Below are 17,079 nucleotides of genomic sequence, written 5' to 3'. Positions count from 1 at the left end.
TTTGAGAATAATCAAGCAGAAAGAGATGTCAGGATGATGAAGCTACAACAGAAAATATCAGGAACTTTCAGAACTACACGGGGAGCGGAAGCTTTCTGCAGAATTAGAGCATATATTTCCACAATAAGAAAGAATGGTTTACCTGTTTTAGAGGGTATTCTCGCGGCGCTCAAAGGAGCGCCGCTAACTATACCCTGAATAGTTACCTTATTTTTTCCAAAATTTCCATTTACTCTTTTTCTGGTAGTGGGTATGAGTTATTGAAAAAATATGCATAAGACTCTCTCTACATTTTTCCTCAAATTAGATGGATGTACTTGCTTTTTAGGAATTGATCAATAACTCGCGTACGCGGCCCTTTCTTTTTCATAGGAAAACCCTAGTCTTCTTATATTTAGCTCATTAAAATCCACAAACACTCAATAAAGGACCGGCAGGTTTTTCCTTTTCCCTGCCGGTTTTATACACCCAATTTTCCCCCTGCCGGCTTCACAAGCTCAGTTCCGGAATATTCTGGTCTGAAGAAGCTTTATTCTTCAGTTCTTTTCTATACTCTCATTTGACGTTAACTGAGACTGTTTTTTCAGCCCTTCTTTTTTAATCGGACCTATCCTATATTCTATTTGGGATACATTCGTTTAGAATTACATTCCAAAGGCTGTCTGTGTAATCGTATTTTCGATTTCAGTTTTCAGCTCCTCAGGAATCCCCCTTATCCCGACATCCAGGAACCCGCGCACAATCATGCCTACAGCTTCATCTTCGGTTAGGCCTCTTGCCATAAGGTATTCCACCTGGTCTTTAGCAATTTTTCCAACGGCTGCCTCGTGAGTAAGTTCTACATCGTCTACGTTTGCTTCAAGGATTGGGATTGCAAGCTGGCTTCCTTTGTCGGTAAGGACAAGTCCTTTGCATTCAAGGTGTCCTTTTGCTCCCTTTGCATTGCCTATCATTTCTCCTCTTGCAACTATTCTTCCGCCGATTGTAATTGTCCTCGATATAAGCTCAGCCTTTGTGCCAGGCGCATTGAATATCGCCCTGCTTCCGAGATCCAGTTCGGAACCGGGATGGGCAATGGCTATAGTATTTAGCCTGGTCACTGCTCCTTCTCCCTCAAGTTTGACAGTCGGATATGTCTGCACAGAACGGACAGGTTTCAGGCAGATGTAGTTGCTTACGTAGGTTCCTCCTTCTTCGACTTTAATTACTGTCCTTGGCCTGACCCCTATCTGCTCAGCCCAGTTGTGAATCATTGTGAAATTCAGGGTAGCTCCTTTTTTTACGTACATCTCAGAAATTCCCAGGTGCAAACCTTCTTTCACTCCCTTTTTAGCCGTACAACCTGTAATTATGTCAAGGCTGGCGCCTTCTTCGACTATCACAATATTATGTACGGTCTGGAAAACTTTATCTCTACCAAGCAAAAGGCATGTCTGAACTGGCAAGGACGATTTCTTTCCAGCAGGCACCCGGATAAAGTATCCATCCGCATTTTCAAGGTAAGTTTTTGCCGTATATTTATCGGTATCAACAGATACAAGCTTCCAGGAGTAATCTTTAAGCCATTCGTATTTTTCCAGGGCTTTTTGGGTAGACATAAGTTCTACATTTTTGTCTTTCAGGGAAGAATGCGATACTGCATTATCAAGCACCAGCAGACTGCCAGATCGGCCTTCCTCGCTAGGTACTACTCCTACCTGAAGAAGTGTTCTTTTGCTTTCTTCGTCAAGGGTCTGGAGGTCTTCTATAGGCCTGCTAACTCTGGAACCTTCTTCAAATTTTTCCAGCTCTATATCTTCTCCAAAAGCTGCTTTTTTCTCGACTGCGCTTTCAGCGCGCTTTTTCAGGTTCACTTCATCAGTCTGCATTTTATACACTCCTCATACCCTCTACTCTTTATTTCTTCCAGCATCTTCAAGGGGTTTCCTGAACACATAACCGTTCCATTGCAAAGGATGTATCCCCTATCTGCGTTTACATAATCAAGAATCTGGCCTGTGTGAGTGATTATGAGGGCAGATTTACCTTTCTCGCAACTCTCGCCAGGGCAATTCAGCCCTTCTTCAAGCAGTCCCTTAATTGTCATTCCTACCTGTTCTATGCTTACGAGGTCCACTCCTGATTCAGGTTCGTCAAGCAGGTAAAGGCTCGGGTTTTGGGCTGCAAGCTGCAGAAGTTCTGAACGTTTAATTTCTCCTCCCGAAAAGCCCACATTCACATCCCTGTCCATAAAGCGTTTCATATCAAGATTCTTGGCAAGAGTCTCTGGATTAGTTCCTTTCGATAAAACCTTTACAAGATCCTTCAGTTTAATTCCGGACATATCTGGAGGGCGCTGCATCATAATTCCCAGTCCGAGTCTGGCTCGTTCATCTACTGGCAGCCCGGTGATATCTGTCCTGTTAAACAGAATTCTACCTTTCACAACTCTGTACTCACTGAAACCCATGATTGTTCTCATCAGAGCTGACTTTCCGGCTCCGTTTGGCCCAAAAAGCACATTAGTATATCCTCTTTTGACTTCGAGGTTTACGTCATGAAGCAAAAGTTTTCCGTTTACCTCTACAGTCAGATCTTCTATTTTTAGCATCGACATTTCTCCCTTTATCTCACTTTTAATATGGTTCCCCTCTATTTTCGTCCGCTTGAAAAAATAATGCTTGAAAATAAATTTATTCAAAATTCACTTCAGATGGCTGGAAAAACGTCAAGAGCCGGACAATTTTAGCGTCTTTTCCCACCTTCCGTTATTTCCCACCAAATACTATATTCTTTTTATAGGACATTCTATTTCTAACTATAGATTCTTTACTAATTTCTGTAAATTTTTCTGTAAACTTTCTGTAAATTTCCTGTAATTTTTAAAATTAAAGAGTTAAAACCCAGAAATTAATAAAATGAACTTAAGATACAGGACTACAAAATAAAATTTCTAAAACAGAAGCTTTTGATTCTTTAGAGTCTTTCAATTTATTCCAGGTCAATGCGCAGACCGACTTCAATATCTATAAAACTTGCCGGAAAAATTTCTTTTATTTTTTCTCTATGAGCAGTACAATGCCCTGCTGCTATGAGTTCCATTCCTCTCAGCCTTTCAAACTCCTCGTTATCGTGAAGCCCTCCAAGAATTCCCTTTACTTTTCCATACTGACTGGCAGTATCCAGGATTGTGGAAATTCCGGGGTGAGCGCAGCCTGTAAGTACGTAAGATCCGTTTCCTGTATCTAGAATAAGCGCTTGCTCCTTTATTTTGTCTCCGAGTTCTCCTGTACTCCTGATACCATGAGAGATTTCTACAGGCTCCTTTATTTCGGTAAGAATCGCTCTTTTCTCAATTTCTCTTTTAAGATTCTCCGAAAAAGAAGCAGGAACATAGACTTCAAGCCCAGGATTTGCTTGAAGAACCTCAGGAAGGCCTCCGATATGGTCCCAGTGCTGGTGAGAGATAATCAGTTTTTCGATACCTTCTGGATCAATGTTGAGCCTCTTCATATGTCTAAGGAGGAGAAGCCCATCCCATCCGGTATCAAAAAGAAGGGTTTCACAACTAGTTTCAATGAGAGCTGAAAAACCCCAGCTTCCCGTAAAGCCCTGGCTGGCTTTGTTGTCATAGATAACAGTAAGCCTGAACATCGGGTTTCCTCAGATTTCTGTCATGGTTTTATATTCCATAACAGTAGAAACAGGGTTCGTCTTGATTTTAATTCCGGTCTCTTCAAGGGCGCAGATGCCATTAATGCCTCCTACGATTGCAATCCCGAACTTTCCGGTTTCTATAGGCGCTCCAAGTAGGGTTTCGCCTACTTCTCCCGGAGGAAAATAACCTGCAAGGCCAACTTTTTCTGCCTTTTCCATAATTTCTCTTGCTTTTTCGTAAGCTGATAAATTGATTTGTCGAACATTGGCAAGGATTTTGCCTTCTCCCTTTTCAAGTACTTCAAGGACAGAAGTAGTCTTTCTGCTCATGAAAATCTGTATGGGATCAATTGAGGTTCCGCTGTAGGAAATCAAATCTGAAAACCGTGCAGGTTTTCGATTTTCGATTTGAAGAATTCCACCGTAGGCAGGTTCTACAGGGATACCCGCTTTGAGAAGGAGCCCGTCAAAAGCAACGCTGCAGACCGTAGCTATTCCGATTTTTCCGGGAGGCAGGGAAAACAGCTCTTCATCTTCTTCGATTATTCTCACTCTTGGGCTTATCATATACCCTTCGTGTGCAGTGTATGAAACAATTTCAATAACAGTTTCTAAATCGTCCTTATCAAAGTATGAAATATTTACAGGCACTACTCCTTCATTGGTCTCGGAGTTATATGAGGTTCTGAAAGCCATCTCTTCTATTCGGGATATTACAAAACCAAAGCGGTCTGCTATGAGGGCTTCATTCATCTCCCTTTCTCCAAGTTCGGTAAGTGTACGTCCTGCATACCCGTGCTTGCTTGTGAACCCTCTCTCGTCCAGGATCCTTAGATGGTAGCGGACAGCCCGCTCTCCTATATCATAGCCCCGGTTATTAAGTTCATCAGCTATTGCCCGGGCACCTATAGGCTTGTCACTTTCGTGAATCACCCTCATAATTTCAATGAGTTTTCGCTCAATTTGCGGATCCATCATGTTTAACACCGTTATACTTTATGATAAAACATTATCTGTAATCATGACAAAATTCTATACTCTTCAAACATTTTCGAGCAAACACTATATCTTTTAGCTTGCCTGAAATAGATTCTGTTCTTTTTTATATTCAATTATAGTAAATCTTTTCGTAGTTAATATATTTTATCTCCTAAATTGCGCTTCGGGAGCATGTTGCCTCTTTCGCTTCGCTCAAGAGGACTGAGTAATGTAAGAAAAATTATTTTTCAATTTTTGTTGAGGAGAACGAATTTCGATATAGAATGAGCCTATCCCAAAACCAATATAATACCAGAATAGGAGTTATAATATTGGCGGTAATAGTAGATTAGATAATGTTTTGGGATAAGCTCAATGTCTTTGGTTCACTCAGATGGACTAATTTAAAAGTTGCTAATTTACGTGTTTTCAGTGGCTGTTCCGTTTGAATTGGATTTTCCTTGTTCGATCTGGTTGTCGAGTTCTGGGTTAGTTATTAGTTTGTGTGGGTTTTGTGTTGAAATTATTGATATTTCATACAATTTTTATAATTCCTGGTTGAGGGGAGTAAAGTTCTCCTGTTTCCAGGAGGTTTTTGAGAATTGTTTCAAATTTCTCTTGAGTTATTCCTTTTTCAAAGGCTTTCTGTTGAAGTTCTTCTTTTTCTATTTTCCCACCTGTAATTTTTAAAATTTTGAGAAGGATTAATTTTGGGTCTTTTGTTGCAGGAAGGAAGCTGGAATTATTTTTTTCTGGAAATTCAAGTTCTTTTATGGGAGTTTTAACTTCAGGGATTAAAGGTTCAGACTCGGTGGAGGGAAAATTCACTGAAAAGTCTTCGCTGCCCTTTCCTGATATTTCAGCTTGCAGACGAGTTCGAAAAAGCACTGAATCTTCAAGATCTTCGGAGAAGTGAAATACTCTCAGTTTTCGGGTTTGCAGGAGAGCACCGCAATTCTGGCATTTCAGTGTTTTTTTTCCAGTTTCTATTATCTGGGCATGCTGTCGGCATTTTGGGCATACAATCACTGCATAGCGAAAATTTTTGCGTTTTTGTCCGGATTCCAGCTCAACTCACCTTCCGTATCTTCTCTTTCTTTTCTGAAAGTCCCTCATAGCTCTCAACAGGTCGACCTTTCGCACATCTTTCCAGTTAACATCTGTAAAATAAAGTTCCGAATAAACTGACTGCCAAACCAGAAAATCCGAAAGATTCTGCCCTCCAGAACGAATCATGATATCAGGTTCGTGGTTGACAAGGAGATGAGATTCGAGCATTTTTTCATCCACCTCTTCAGGCCTGACAGTTCCGGTTTCAACTTTGGAAAGGATAGTCAGTACAGCCCTCATAATTTCATCTCTTCCTCCAAATCCCAATGATACATAAACAAAAAAGTCCTTTCCAGGAACAGTGCTATTTATCTCTCCGTCAGCGCCATAAATTCTATAACCTGCGCCAGCAGGAAGGCTAGAAAAGCTCTTTTCCAGCTGTGCTTTGAGCGTTGATGCGACTTCGGCTTTCAAAGCCGGATCAGTTTTCAGGATGTCAACATAGATGCTCACGATTTGAACCCCGAATTTTCTAAAAATACTAAGTGTAGATATGAGCCTCTCTATTCCTTCAGGGTCAAAAAGGTCAGTTTCTTTGAGTATGATTGCTACATGTCCGGGAAGATTTGAGAATTCCCTGGCTATTTGCCAGGTCAGGTACCTTTCATAAATCGGATATGCAAAAGAACGTAGATCCACTGGAAAATATCCTCCCTGACAAGCTAAAGCAATCCACTATTTCATCTTTTCTATTTTTCATCTTAACTTCACAGTCCTTTCCAGACCTGCTCCGAATTACCTGTTCGGATAACAACATTTTCGGTTTATCAGGTTATTATTTTGTTGTTTACTTTGCAGTGGATACAATCTTGATTACATCACCATTTTTCAGTTCATGCTTTTCCCCAAGCCTGAGCCTTGTTCTTGCATCTACTGCATATAAAAATCGGTCTCCTATATCAGTATGGATCTGGTAAGCAAGGTCATGGCAGGTAGATCCTCTTTTCATAAGGTAGGCATCAGGAAGCATATTCCCACTTTTATCGGACCATTTTCCTTCATCTTCTACAGGATATACAACAATAAGGTCTAGAAGCTCGAAGACAGTCCTGTTTATGCACTCCTGGACACCTGTACTGCCAAGTCTCTCAATAACTTTATAAATAGCTTCGAGCCCCTTTTTCTGGGCTTTTGTAAGGTCCCCGTCAAGCACTTCAAATTTTCTGTCTCCTGGACTGTATTTAATGAGCCCGTTTTTTGCTGCAGACTTAAGTGCCAGCTCGGCTGCTGCACTTACAGGGACTACTATTCTATCAAGGTCTTTAAGCCTGTCCAGGTTTTCTCTTGAAGCGATATCAGCTTTATTTGCGGCGAGAAGTAGAGGTTTGCTAATTTCTCTCATTGTGTCGCAGAGCCGGATCATGTCTTCTTCGCTCCATTTAACGTGGTCAAGTCTTGAAAGCCCTGTTTCTATCAAAGCTGCACTAACATGGGACTCTCTTATTCCTGCTCCAGCAAGCTGTTCTGCAATTACGACTTCGAGTTTGAGCCCTTCAGCCTGAATTTTTCTGGCAAGTTTGGCCCAGTTTCTTTCCAGAATGCCATAAAGCCACATTGTGATTTCCCTATTTAGGAAAGCTACATCTTCAAGAGGGTCATGATCTCCTATATCTACAGGGTTGCCCTCAGCGTCAGTCCCGCCTGAGGCATCTACTACATGAATAATTGCCTGAGCTTGCCTGAGTTCATCCAGAAAAGTATTCCCAAGTCCCCTTCCTTTGCATGCGTCAGGGACAAGTCCGGCAACGTCAATTATATCAATCGGAACAAGCCTCACTCCGTCCACACACTTTCCGCATCTCTTTTCCTTCTCTTTGCAGGGACATTCAACTCGAACATAGGTGACTCCATGATTAGCATTGATAGTTGTAAAAGGATAATTTGCAATTTCAACGTCCGCAAGTGTAGCAGCTTTGAAAAAAGTGGATTTCCCCGCATTGGGTTTTCCTGCAAGTCCTATAGTCATTGACATAAATTATAAAAACGAACTTGTTGCATTTAATCTTTATTGATAGTGATGTCGAAGAAATAGGATTTTTTCTTCAACTTCCGGGCCGAGCTCAGATCTGAGAATTAGGGGTTAGGTCGTCTCTTGAAGAATAAAGTTTATATCCTTGAATGTGCTTATCAGTGTTGCTCGCTTGTGTCCCGATAGGGTAGTGGATATCCTTGAGGCCTGCGGAGCCTTAGACCTGAGTTCAAGTCTCAGTCGGGACGTAAATTCTTTTTATTCTTCTCTTTTTTTATTCTTCTCTTTATCTTAACATACTGCTTTAGGTAGAAATTTAGGCAGGAAGCATTGTTTTGCAGAGAATGCAAATGTGAAGCGAAAGATAATGACAATAGCTTTTGAGGCGTCTTCCTGAAAAGTGTTCTCCAATAAGGGTATCTATCCTAATTATTAGTTATCCTTTATGCTTATCGGGAGTTGAAACTTTAATAATAATTCTTTTAGTTTGGTTCCGTAACGGGCATAGAGCAGACCTGCTCAGCCAGTTAATTTCCTATTTAATGAAAGGTACTGCTGAAGTTTGTAAGATCTATTTTCGATATAATCTGTGTACCTGGCATCCTGAACATGAAATTTATGGGTAAAGTTATCCGAAAATGAGGTAGACGAGTTTAAGTTCAAAGGTTATTTTTTATCCGACCTTCCGCAGATGTCATCAAAAAACAACAATTTTCCTGCTATCGGTTTTGGAGAATTTCTCAAAAATTTCCTGTTATTATCAACTGAAGTTTTGGAAAATCTAGCTGAAAGTTTTCATTGAAGGTAAAAATGTCGAAAATCGTAGAACGTTTTAAAAATATATTCTTCTGACATTATATGCAGTTACCAGACAAAAACGATAACGGGAAAAATTGTGAAAATTGTAGGGACATCTGCGGAAAGTAAGTTTTATCGGTTGGAAGGAGGACAAAAGTTCTTTTTTATAATTGAAGATTCGATTCCTGAAGAAATACTGAACTGCTTTAGCGAGTACAGAGTAAAAATTGATCTGGTTAAACTTATTGGAGGCATGTCCTTTTATTAATTAGGCTAGAAAACACGAATTGGAGAACAAAACAGAAAACGTATACCATAGTAAAGTAATATAGAAATATTAATGTCTTGATTTTTTACACTTTGGTTATAGGTCTTGCTATACCTTTGTAGTGATTGAAAAGGTTTTTTCCCCACTTGAGTGCGCTTTCATCAAAACTTACCAGGTTATGATTGTAGTAAATTCCACTGTTACAGAAGAGAGAGAGTGCCATGAACTTTTCCGTAACTATGCTTGAAGCAATTTTCATATTATTATTATTGCAGACATAGAGTTTGGTATGTTTCAGGTTCAGGAAATGTTCAAGTTCCTTTTTGTAGTCATTGAGCATTCTATCATAAACGTATTCTGTAAACACCAGTGTTATGTCCGTGCCCTTTGCGGCAAGTTCGATGCAAAGTGACGGATAGATGGGTAGGAAAAAGGAGGACGAAATTCTCACCTTTTCCGATTCTGACAGATGTTTTACAACTTCTTTTGGATATTCAAACACGTGGTTTCGGTCAGGGTTTACTTCAATATAGTTTCCAAGATTTCCTATCTCGTCGAGAAACTCAGGAGGGATTGATGTCATATCCTGATTTATCCAGTAGTCGTGGTTTTTATCAAAAACGTTAAATGTTTCAAGAATTGTCTTCATCTTCGGAACTAGAATCTCTCCGATACTGGAAAGTTTGTAGAGCCTGTTGTTCTCAACAATAAGGTCCTGCTTCATCAGTATCTTTATCTGGGTCATTATTGGGCTTGAGCGGACATCAAGTGTATTTTTGATTTCTTCGATGTTCTTAGGTCCGTTCAGAAGCAGTAAAAGTAGATTTTTCCTTTTTTCTGAAAGAAAGAGAACATCCAGTAGTGATGAATCCATCTAATTCCCTCTCTTAGGTCTCATCCTATTATATGTGACATCATATATATCTCTATACTAAAACATTCTGAATTTTTTATCCACGCCATTGTAGTTTTTGATGGGATAAGGATATTCAGGGGTGGGAGAATTTTGGGGTTCTTTTGGGGGTTCATTTTTGAGGGCTTTTGAGATTTATACTTGTGATACAAAGAAAATTACCATTTTTTTATGTGTCATACTATCATAATTTCGTATAACTTAATATCATAATATCATATATTATAATACCATAATATCATATATCATATAATACCATAATATCATAATATCATAATACCATAATATTACTTGTAAATATATTATTTTTATTATCCTTTGATTAGTTCCTAAAAACTTCTATCTGACAGTTTTTATGGCGTACTTCCCTCATTAACTTAATATTAATATATTTTAAAAGTAGTTGGGGATTATATAGCTCTGTATCTTTTCATATCTTATTTACTTGTCTGGAAAGCCTCTTGAAATAATCAAACAGTTCCTGGCCCCATAAAAGAGCACTGGATTCGGAGCTTATAATGAATTGCTGGTCGAATTTTCCCTTTTTATCAAAAAGACCCAGCAACATTGTCCTATCAGTCACGGTAATCTCAGTAAGCTTTATTCCTTCTTTGGAAACATACAGGCTTACATTATCCATACCCATTAATTCATTTATCATATTTGAGTGTTCGTTTGATAGATGGTCCCAGACAGATTGAGTAAAATTCAGGGAAAGTTCAGCATCTTTTCTGCCAAGTTCAACATACAGGGGAAGATAGGCAGGGTTGAAATATGAAGCAAAAGTCGAAGCATGCTTTGCATTGGCCATACTATCAATTATTTCTTGAGAAGGTTCATATATGTGATTAAGGTCCGGCTCTATAAAGGTACAGTCTCCTAATTCGGATACACGTTCCAGCAAGTGGCGTGGGATTGCGTTCAGATCGTGACCTGTCCAGTATGAGTTATTTTTCTCAATTACTTCAAGAGCACTTATTAGGGGCTTTATCTTCTTGATAATGAATTCTCCCAGAACTGTGAGTTTATACATTTTGTCTTCTTGGACAATAAGATCATGATCGATCAGTTTCTTTATCTGAGGTAGGATCGAGGTAGCTGTAACGTCCAGTGTATTCTTGATTTCGTCAATATTTTTTGAGCCGCTATCCAGCAGTATAAGAAGGTTTTTTCTCTTATCGGAGCGGAAAACAAGATCAATAAGTGAAGAATCCATGTTCTCTTACTTCCTGTTATTCAGTAACTTGCAGTTGTAGCCGATCCTTCTTTCCGGCAGGCTGGTTCTCTGGCTGTTCTTCTTCAAATTGAGTATTTCTCTGGCTGTTTTTTCCAAATTGAATATTTCTCCAGCTTTTTAAATTAACTTTTATATATAAATAATATTCGATTTATTAAACTAAGTCCCCCGGAGTACAGACACCTATAAAAGTTATTTTTGTTTCCATTGGCGTATGTTTCCAGCCAGGTGGAGAAAGGTATTCCATACTTGTGCTTATTTTTATTGAGCCTTCTGGAAGTCCAAAATCTTTCATTGAGTTCAGAATAAGTTCTTCGCCAGTTTTATAGGAATATTCTACTGCCATCTGATACTGCTCAAATTTCTTCCTTCCTGCAGGGGTAAATACCAGGAAGTTCTGGTCTGGATTTTCCATTGAGGATGGTCTTACAATTATCTCAATTCTTTTAATTCCTTTTCCTACTAGAGCTCCAACTGCATTTCCTACGCTAGCCTGCTCAGGAACTATAATCTCTGCATCAATAAGTGCCTTGATATCCTCATAATAAGCCTTTACAGGGCCTCCGAGCAGGACTATGGGAATATTTAATTTGTACTGGACAGGAACATCTTCCTCCAGCATTTTCTTTATCCCTTCTTTTCCCCTGCCTTCCATGATATAAGACATCAAATTGTAAACCATATTTTTTGCAACTTGCTGCTTTATCTTTTTGCAAAAAGCATGAACTCCCATTTGAGTAAAACGCGAAAGTTTTTTTGCTCCTATCTGGGCAGCTTCCACATCCCATTCGGTATATTCCCCAAGCACATGCAGGGCATCAGTCGGTGTGAAGCCTATAGCCTGGACTACACGTTGCTGAACTAGTGAATCAAGGACTGCTGGAGAGGGAAACCGCTTCATTTTATTTAAAATTTCGTGAATAGAAAGAGGGTCGTCTTTTATAATTTCAAGTAACTTCTTCTCGCTTTCTGTAGGACTAATAGGGTCTGCTCCGGTGCTGACAAAGAATTTTGTGGGCTGAGTATGCTCACTGAGCATAGTTCTTAAGGGCACGGGATTATTTTCAAGTTTTTCTTTAAAGTGAGGGTACAGTACAGCAGCAACGCAGAGTGGCATAACTCTTCTCGGGCCTATCCTGATGCATTTCTTAAACCACACATGGCTATCTCCTCCATTTGCCGAACTTTCTGTTCTTATTGCTTTTACTCGGGTTTGCCAGCCTCCTACAACTGCTCCTTTCTCACAAAGCTCAGGGACTCCGTTCTTTATTATGGAAACATCCGTACTTGTTCCCCCCACATCGATTACGGCACATGTATCCAGCCCTGAAAGGTAAGAAGCTCCCTTAATACTTGCAGCAGGGCCTGAGAATATGGTTTCAATGGGGCGTAGTTTTGCACCTTTTATATCTATAACCGAGCCGTCACATTTCAGCATAAAGATTTTCGCATCAAGGTTTCTTTTCTTTATTTCGGCAGTGATGGAATGAATAAACTGGTATGTTATAGGAATTAGCTGGGCATTTAAGACAGCGGTAGCTGCCCGTTCGTAAGCTCCAAGCTCCTGAGATAATTCATGTCCGCAAACCACAGGATGACCTGTCAATTTAAGAATTGTTTCCTTTACTTTAAGCTCATGTTCCGGGTTTCTTGTGCTGAAGTACGAAGACACCGCAAACGCGGAGACTTTCTTTTTCAGGCTTACTGCAAACTGTTCCACGGCAGTAAGGTCCAGAGGCTGCAGCTCATCTCCATTGCTGTCATGTCCTCCTTTTACAGTAGTACAGTAATCTGCTGGAAGTTCTCTTGGGACATTATAGTTCCCTACCAGAATCAGACCAACAGGATACCCTGTTTTTTCGAGAATGGTATTTGTTGACAGGGTTGTGGAAACCGATACCAGTTTTACTTTGCTAAGATACTCCGGATTTAGTTTATCAATTGCATTTCGAATTCCGACCATAAGGTCCGGATAGGTAGTAATTGCCTTGCTGGTATCAAGGATCCGGCTGTCCGAATCTCTTAAAATTACAGCATCGGTGCAGGTTCCGCCTGCGTCAATACCCAGACTATATTGCATATCAAAACAGCCCCATTTTTACTTTATGTTACACATTTCAGATCCTTTTTTTTAGCTGTGTACATCCTTTTTATCCGGAATTGTAAAGGTATTCTCAAGATATATATTTCTGTTTATATTATCCGGCTGCTGATATTCCGGTTTACTTTGTCCTCTCAGGCTGTAATCGTAGTTTTTGGGATTCCTACTCCTACGAAAACAAGTTTTGTTTCCAGGGGCACATCAGTCCAGCCGCTTGGCGCTAGATGCTTCCGGCTTACGTCTATATTTATATTCTCCTTTTGAAGTCCTGCACTCACCATGTAGTCCATAACAAGCTGTCTTCCAAGCTTTTCTGCGAACTCAACAGCTTCATGATAGCTTTCAAATTTCTTTCTTTCAGATGGGGAAAAGACAATGAACTCATTTTTAGTTTCATACGGCAAGATATTTTCTGCAGTACACTTCTCGTGAGCCTCATTATCTATATTCTCAGCCTTACCTTCAAGAGATTTAATGACTTTTGTTTTTATAAGAATCTCTACCCTTTTAATTCCTTTTCCGACAAGGGCTCCCACAGCATTACCAACCTCAGCGTGCTCTGGAACTATGAAATCAGCATTTATAAGAGTTCTCAGATCCTCAACGTATGCCTTTACAGGTCCTCCTAAAAGCACTACAGGAATTTCAACTCTGAAACGGGTAAAGTTCCTTCCAAGAAGAACCCTATCAATCTCGTTTTTTGGCATTCCTTCTATAAGATAGGCAATAAGGTCTTCGGCAATATTTCGGGCAACCCTGCGTTTTGCTTCCGCACTGAAAGTTTCCGGGCTCTGCTTCAGTATTCTCCCAAGCATGGAAGCCCCAATTGTTGCAGCCTCAATATCCCATTCGGTATATTCTCCAAGCACATGAAGGGCATCAGTAGGGGTAAAGCCTATTGCTTGGATTAACCTTTTCTGGACTAATGAGTCCAGAATCGATGGAGAAGGGCGTTTTTTCAGGGCTATGAGCAGATCCCCGAAGGAAACAGGCTTTTTTCCTATATGCCTGTAGATTTCCCGCTCTCCGGCCTTCAGTTCAATAGGTTTGAAATCGGTCCTTACATAAAATTTTGTTACCTGGATGCTTTCACAGAGATACCCTTTTGCAACCTTGTTCAATTTCAGTTTTTCCTTGAAACCGGGGTAAATGACCGAAGCCCGACAGAGTGGAATTACCCGACGAGGACCGATATAAATTCGATCACCTTTTACCCAGATATGACTGTCTCCCCCTGTTGCAGAGGTCTCCATACGAATAGCTTTTACTCGGGTTTGCCAGCCTCCGACAACGGCACCTATATTGCTAAGTTGGGGAAGCCCATTCACCATCATGGCTACATCCGTGCTCGTACCGCCAACGTCGATCATAGCACAGGTGTTGAACCTGCTCAGATGAGATGCCCCAACAAGGCTTGCGGCAGGCCCTGAGAATATTGTCTCAATGGGTTTTTCCAGGGCTTCTTCTATCCCTACCACTGACCCATCACATTTCAACATCAACAGGTTTGCGTTTATACCTCTGATTTCAAATTCCTTGACTATCGCCTGAATAAACTTGTGAGTAACAGGAATTAACTGGGCGTTAAGAAATGCAGTTATAGCCCTTTCATAGGCTCCAAGATCCTGAGAAAGTTCGTGTCCGCAAACAACAGGGTGCCCTGTAAGTTCCTTTACTACTTTTTTGACAGCAAGCTCATGTTCCGGGTTGCGGTTACTGAAGTATGAAGAAACCGCAAAAGCAGAAACCTTATCTTTTACCTTTAGGGCAAATTCTTTTACGGAAGCGATGTCAAGAGCCTGTAACTCTTCCCCGTCATTGTTATGCCCGCCAGAGACTGTCACCCAGTAAGCCGTAGGAAGTTTCTCAGGAATCACATAATCCCCTATCATAATTAACCCTACTGGAAACCCGGTGCTTTCCAGGATAGTATTCGTAGACAGGGTCGTAGATACGGATACCAGTTTAATGTCTTTAAGGTACTCCGGAGTAAGTGCATCAATAGCATTTTTCATTCCAGGGAGTGGATCGGGATAAGTAGTAAGCGCTTTACTGAATTCGATGACAGATCCGTCCGAGTCCCTAACGATAACGGCATCAGTATAAGTGCCTCCTGCATCGATTCCAAGACTATAGTGCATTTTCAACCTCTTTTGCGAACTAGATAACTTTCAGTATTTCCAGATTTATTTAATTTCAGGTAATTAATTTCTTAGCAATCGTTAAAATTCATACTTTTCTTAAGTCTGGTATCGATTTAAACCTATATACGGAAAGTCCACATCCGGTTTTTTCACACCATTATTACCATATTATTTTATTTTTTCTACGTTTTTATGACTCTGTTCCAAAATCTAGTGATTTTTGCATTTTTTGATTGAAAATCTGATTTCGCAAGAAGACTCCAGTTTTCGTCAAGATCAATATTCGATATCTAAAGACTTCAATCCCTCAGTTATATCACAAGAATTGTGACCAATTACAAAATCTAGTGATTTTGAATTTTACATTCATCACTAGATTTTGGTACTGAGTCGTTTTTATTTTATTAAAATAAATTTGCCTTTTCTCCTGTCTTCCCATTAGCGAATCTATCTTTGTTTTTGAAATTCTTATTCACTCCCTCGACTGGCTCGATTTTTATCAGTACGTATATATCTTCCGTAAAAGCTGCTTTCAGCCTCTCTTCTACCAGGTTTGCTATCTCTGCAGCTTCCAGAACATTCAGGGAATTATTCACATTGACACTAGCATTAATTGCTATATTCTTTCCTATCCTGCGGGTTTTAAGTTCCCCGGAACCCGTAACGTTTTCGGTTTTGTCTATAATCTCCCTAATTCTAAGGTTATTTTCCTCATCAAGGGAGGCTTCTATCAGCTCGTTTGCAGTCTTGTAGAGAAGTTTGCCTGAAGTTCCAAGAAGATAGAGACTTAAAAAAAGTGCAACGAAAGAATCAGCTATTTTAAAGCTTTTTTCAGGCAGGAACGTGCAGCCTATGCCTGCAATAACAAAGCCAAATATCAGTACATCTTTTATTGGAATAACTGGTAATTCTTTTATCCGGACGGCTAATAATTCTTTTATTGGGATAGCTAATAAGTGTTTCACTGGGATAATTGATAAGTTTTTTATATGGATGGCTAATAGGTTTTTTATCTGGATTATTGATAAGTATTTCATTAGGACGATTGATAAGTATTTTATATGGACGACTAATAGGTTTTTTATCTGGATTATTGATAAGTCTTTTATGGGGACATGATCTTTCGAGGAAATCTCTTTAACTTGTACTTCAGGATTTTCTATCAAAATAGCCATAATATTTCTTAATACAAAGGCTGCAATTGCGGCATAGAGTGCAGTGATTTCAGGAGTTTCGGGCTCTTTACTCTGCAAAAACATGAGCAGTTTTCCGGAACTCAGAGAAATTGTATGAAAACTTGCAAAAAGTAGAATTAAAGCCCCTGCTCCCACGCAGAGGGTTGTGATTTTTCCATGTCCGTAGTTGTGACTTTCATCCTCAGGTTTGCTTCCAATAAAAAAGTCCAAAAATTTCGTACACTCATTGATAAATTCGGAGAAAGAATGAACTGCATCGGCAAGAAGTAAAGTACTATTTCCCAAAGTCCCGGCTAGCAGCTTGAAAAGTGTCAATGTCAAACTCAAAGCAAGCCCCACATAAGATCTATTGCGGGTTTTATTGCGGGTTTCGTCAAGCTTTTTATCCGCTTGCATTCGAAGTTCACCGTTAACTAGTTCTTCCAATCTTCCTTCTAGCGTGTCTTTTTATTTCGATCATTCCTTTTTCACAAAGGCTGTGCTGCAACCATTGAGCCGGTTATAGGGTTAGGGGAAGTATCTCAAATTCAAGCAGTGCTAGATTTTCGATCATCCTTTGTGTAGGTTGATCACGCCGATCCGTTAATAGATTGATTACGCTGCATCCTGGTGTTTTCGCTCAAGCCTTTTTTGAGAAGGCTTGGTAAAAACAAAAACGATATTATTTCTAAAAATTAAACAGGCACTCGAGTGCCTATATTTTACAACGCGGTCACAATACAGAGGTTA

The 17,079-nt window shown here is 39.9% G+C and carries 14 protein-coding genes and 1 tRNA gene; 3 read left to right on the top strand and 12 right to left on the bottom strand.

Annotation, left to right across the window (positions count from 1 at the left end; genetic code table 11):
• Nucleotides 1–198, top strand: a 198-nt coding sequence (locus ASJ81_RS05295) for an IS66 family transposase (RefSeq protein WP_141241590.1), incomplete at its 5' end; no start/stop codon positions are given.
• Nucleotides 199–644: 446 nt separating this feature from the next.
• On the opposite strand, the gene ASJ81_RS05290 is transcribed toward ASJ81_RS05295, so the two are convergent.
• The 7 genes from ASJ81_RS05290 to ASJ81_RS05260 form a co-directional block, all read right to left on the bottom strand.
• Nucleotides 645–1,868, bottom strand: coding sequence for a SufB/SufD family protein (locus ASJ81_RS05290; protein WP_095643577.1), 1,224 nt, complete (start codon nucleotides 1,866–1,868; stop codon nucleotides 645–647).
• Complete coding sequence (locus ASJ81_RS05285) at nucleotides 1,850–2,590, bottom strand: ABC transporter ATP-binding protein (protein WP_095643576.1); 741 nt, start codon at nucleotides 2,588–2,590, stop codon at nucleotides 1,850–1,852. The genes ASJ81_RS05290 and ASJ81_RS05285 overlap by 19 nt, the downstream gene beginning before the upstream one ends.
• 380 nt (nucleotides 2,591–2,970) lie before the next feature.
• Nucleotides 2,971–3,633 carry an MBL fold metallo-hydrolase gene (locus ASJ81_RS05280; protein WP_095643575.1) on the bottom strand — a complete coding sequence of 221 codons (663 nt, stop codon included), beginning with the start codon at nucleotides 3,631–3,633 and terminating at the stop codon, nucleotides 2,971–2,973.
• Between the two features lie 9 nt (nucleotides 3,634–3,642).
• Complete coding sequence (locus ASJ81_RS05275) at nucleotides 3,643–4,614, bottom strand: DUF128 domain-containing protein (RefSeq protein ID WP_095643574.1); 972 nt, start codon at nucleotides 4,612–4,614, stop codon at nucleotides 3,643–3,645.
• Nucleotides 4,615–5,148: 534 nt separating this feature from the next.
• Nucleotides 5,149–5,643: a DUF5817 domain-containing protein gene (locus ASJ81_RS05270; protein WP_095643573.1), complete on the bottom strand. Its 495-nt coding sequence runs from the start codon at nucleotides 5,641–5,643 to the stop codon at nucleotides 5,149–5,151.
• 45 nt (nucleotides 5,644–5,688) lie between these two features.
• Nucleotides 5,689–6,363 (bottom strand): undecaprenyl diphosphate synthase family protein, encoded by a 675-nt coding sequence (locus ASJ81_RS05265; protein WP_095643572.1) that lies wholly within the window; start codon nucleotides 6,361–6,363, stop codon nucleotides 5,689–5,691.
• Between the two features lie 148 nt (nucleotides 6,364–6,511).
• Nucleotides 6,512–7,696, bottom strand: a complete 1,185-nt coding sequence (locus ASJ81_RS05260; protein WP_095643571.1) for a redox-regulated ATPase YchF — start codon at nucleotides 7,694–7,696, stop codon at nucleotides 6,512–6,514.
• A 173-nt stretch (nucleotides 7,697–7,869) separates the two neighbouring features.
• On the opposite strand from ASJ81_RS05260, the gene ASJ81_RS05255 reads away from it, so the two are divergent.
• A tRNA-Arg gene (locus ASJ81_RS05255) sits at nucleotides 7,870–7,941 on the top strand.
• A gap of 647 nt (nucleotides 7,942–8,588) precedes the next feature.
• Nucleotides 8,589–8,759: a hypothetical protein gene (locus ASJ81_RS22630; protein WP_170943206.1), complete on the top strand. Its 171-nt coding sequence runs from the start codon at nucleotides 8,589–8,591 to the stop codon at nucleotides 8,757–8,759.
• Nucleotides 8,760–8,844: 85 nt separating this feature from the next.
• On the opposite strand, the gene ASJ81_RS05250 is transcribed toward ASJ81_RS22630, so the two are convergent.
• From ASJ81_RS05250 to ASJ81_RS05230, 5 genes are all read right to left on the bottom strand, one after another.
• Nucleotides 8,845–9,633 (bottom strand): helix-turn-helix transcriptional regulator, encoded by a 789-nt coding sequence (locus tag ASJ81_RS05250; protein ID WP_095643570.1) that lies wholly within the window; start codon nucleotides 9,631–9,633, stop codon nucleotides 8,845–8,847.
• A gap of 469 nt (nucleotides 9,634–10,102) precedes the next feature.
• A complete protein-coding gene (locus ASJ81_RS05245) occupies nucleotides 10,103–10,888 on the bottom strand; it encodes a helix-turn-helix transcriptional regulator (protein ID WP_095643569.1) in 786 nt (261 codons plus the stop codon).
• Nucleotides 10,889–11,063: 175 nt separating this feature from the next.
• The gene (locus ASJ81_RS05240) at nucleotides 11,064–12,989 is read right to left on the bottom strand and encodes a hydantoinase/oxoprolinase N-terminal domain-containing protein (protein ID WP_095643568.1); all 1,926 of its coding nucleotides are present in this window, start codon (nucleotides 12,987–12,989) and stop codon (nucleotides 11,064–11,066) included.
• Nucleotides 12,990–13,144: 155 nt separating this feature from the next.
• The gene (locus tag ASJ81_RS05235) at nucleotides 13,145–15,151 is read right to left on the bottom strand and encodes a hydantoinase/oxoprolinase family protein (RefSeq protein ID WP_095643567.1); all 2,007 of its coding nucleotides are present in this window, start codon (nucleotides 15,149–15,151) and stop codon (nucleotides 13,145–13,147) included.
• 407 nt (nucleotides 15,152–15,558) lie between these two features.
• Nucleotides 15,559–16,746 carry a cation diffusion facilitator family transporter gene (locus tag ASJ81_RS05230; protein WP_095643578.1) on the bottom strand — a complete coding sequence of 396 codons (1,188 nt, stop codon included), beginning with the start codon at nucleotides 16,744–16,746 and terminating at the stop codon, nucleotides 15,559–15,561.
• Nucleotides 16,747–17,079: the final 333 nt, after the last annotated feature.

The sequence above is a fragment of the Methanosarcina spelaei genome (assembly GCF_002287235.1).
GTDB lineage: Archaea > Halobacteriota > Methanosarcinia > Methanosarcinales > Methanosarcinaceae > Methanosarcina > Methanosarcina spelaei.
The sequence above is the reverse complement of the archived record's forward strand: the minus strand, read 5'-3'. Positions and strand labels throughout refer to the sequence as shown.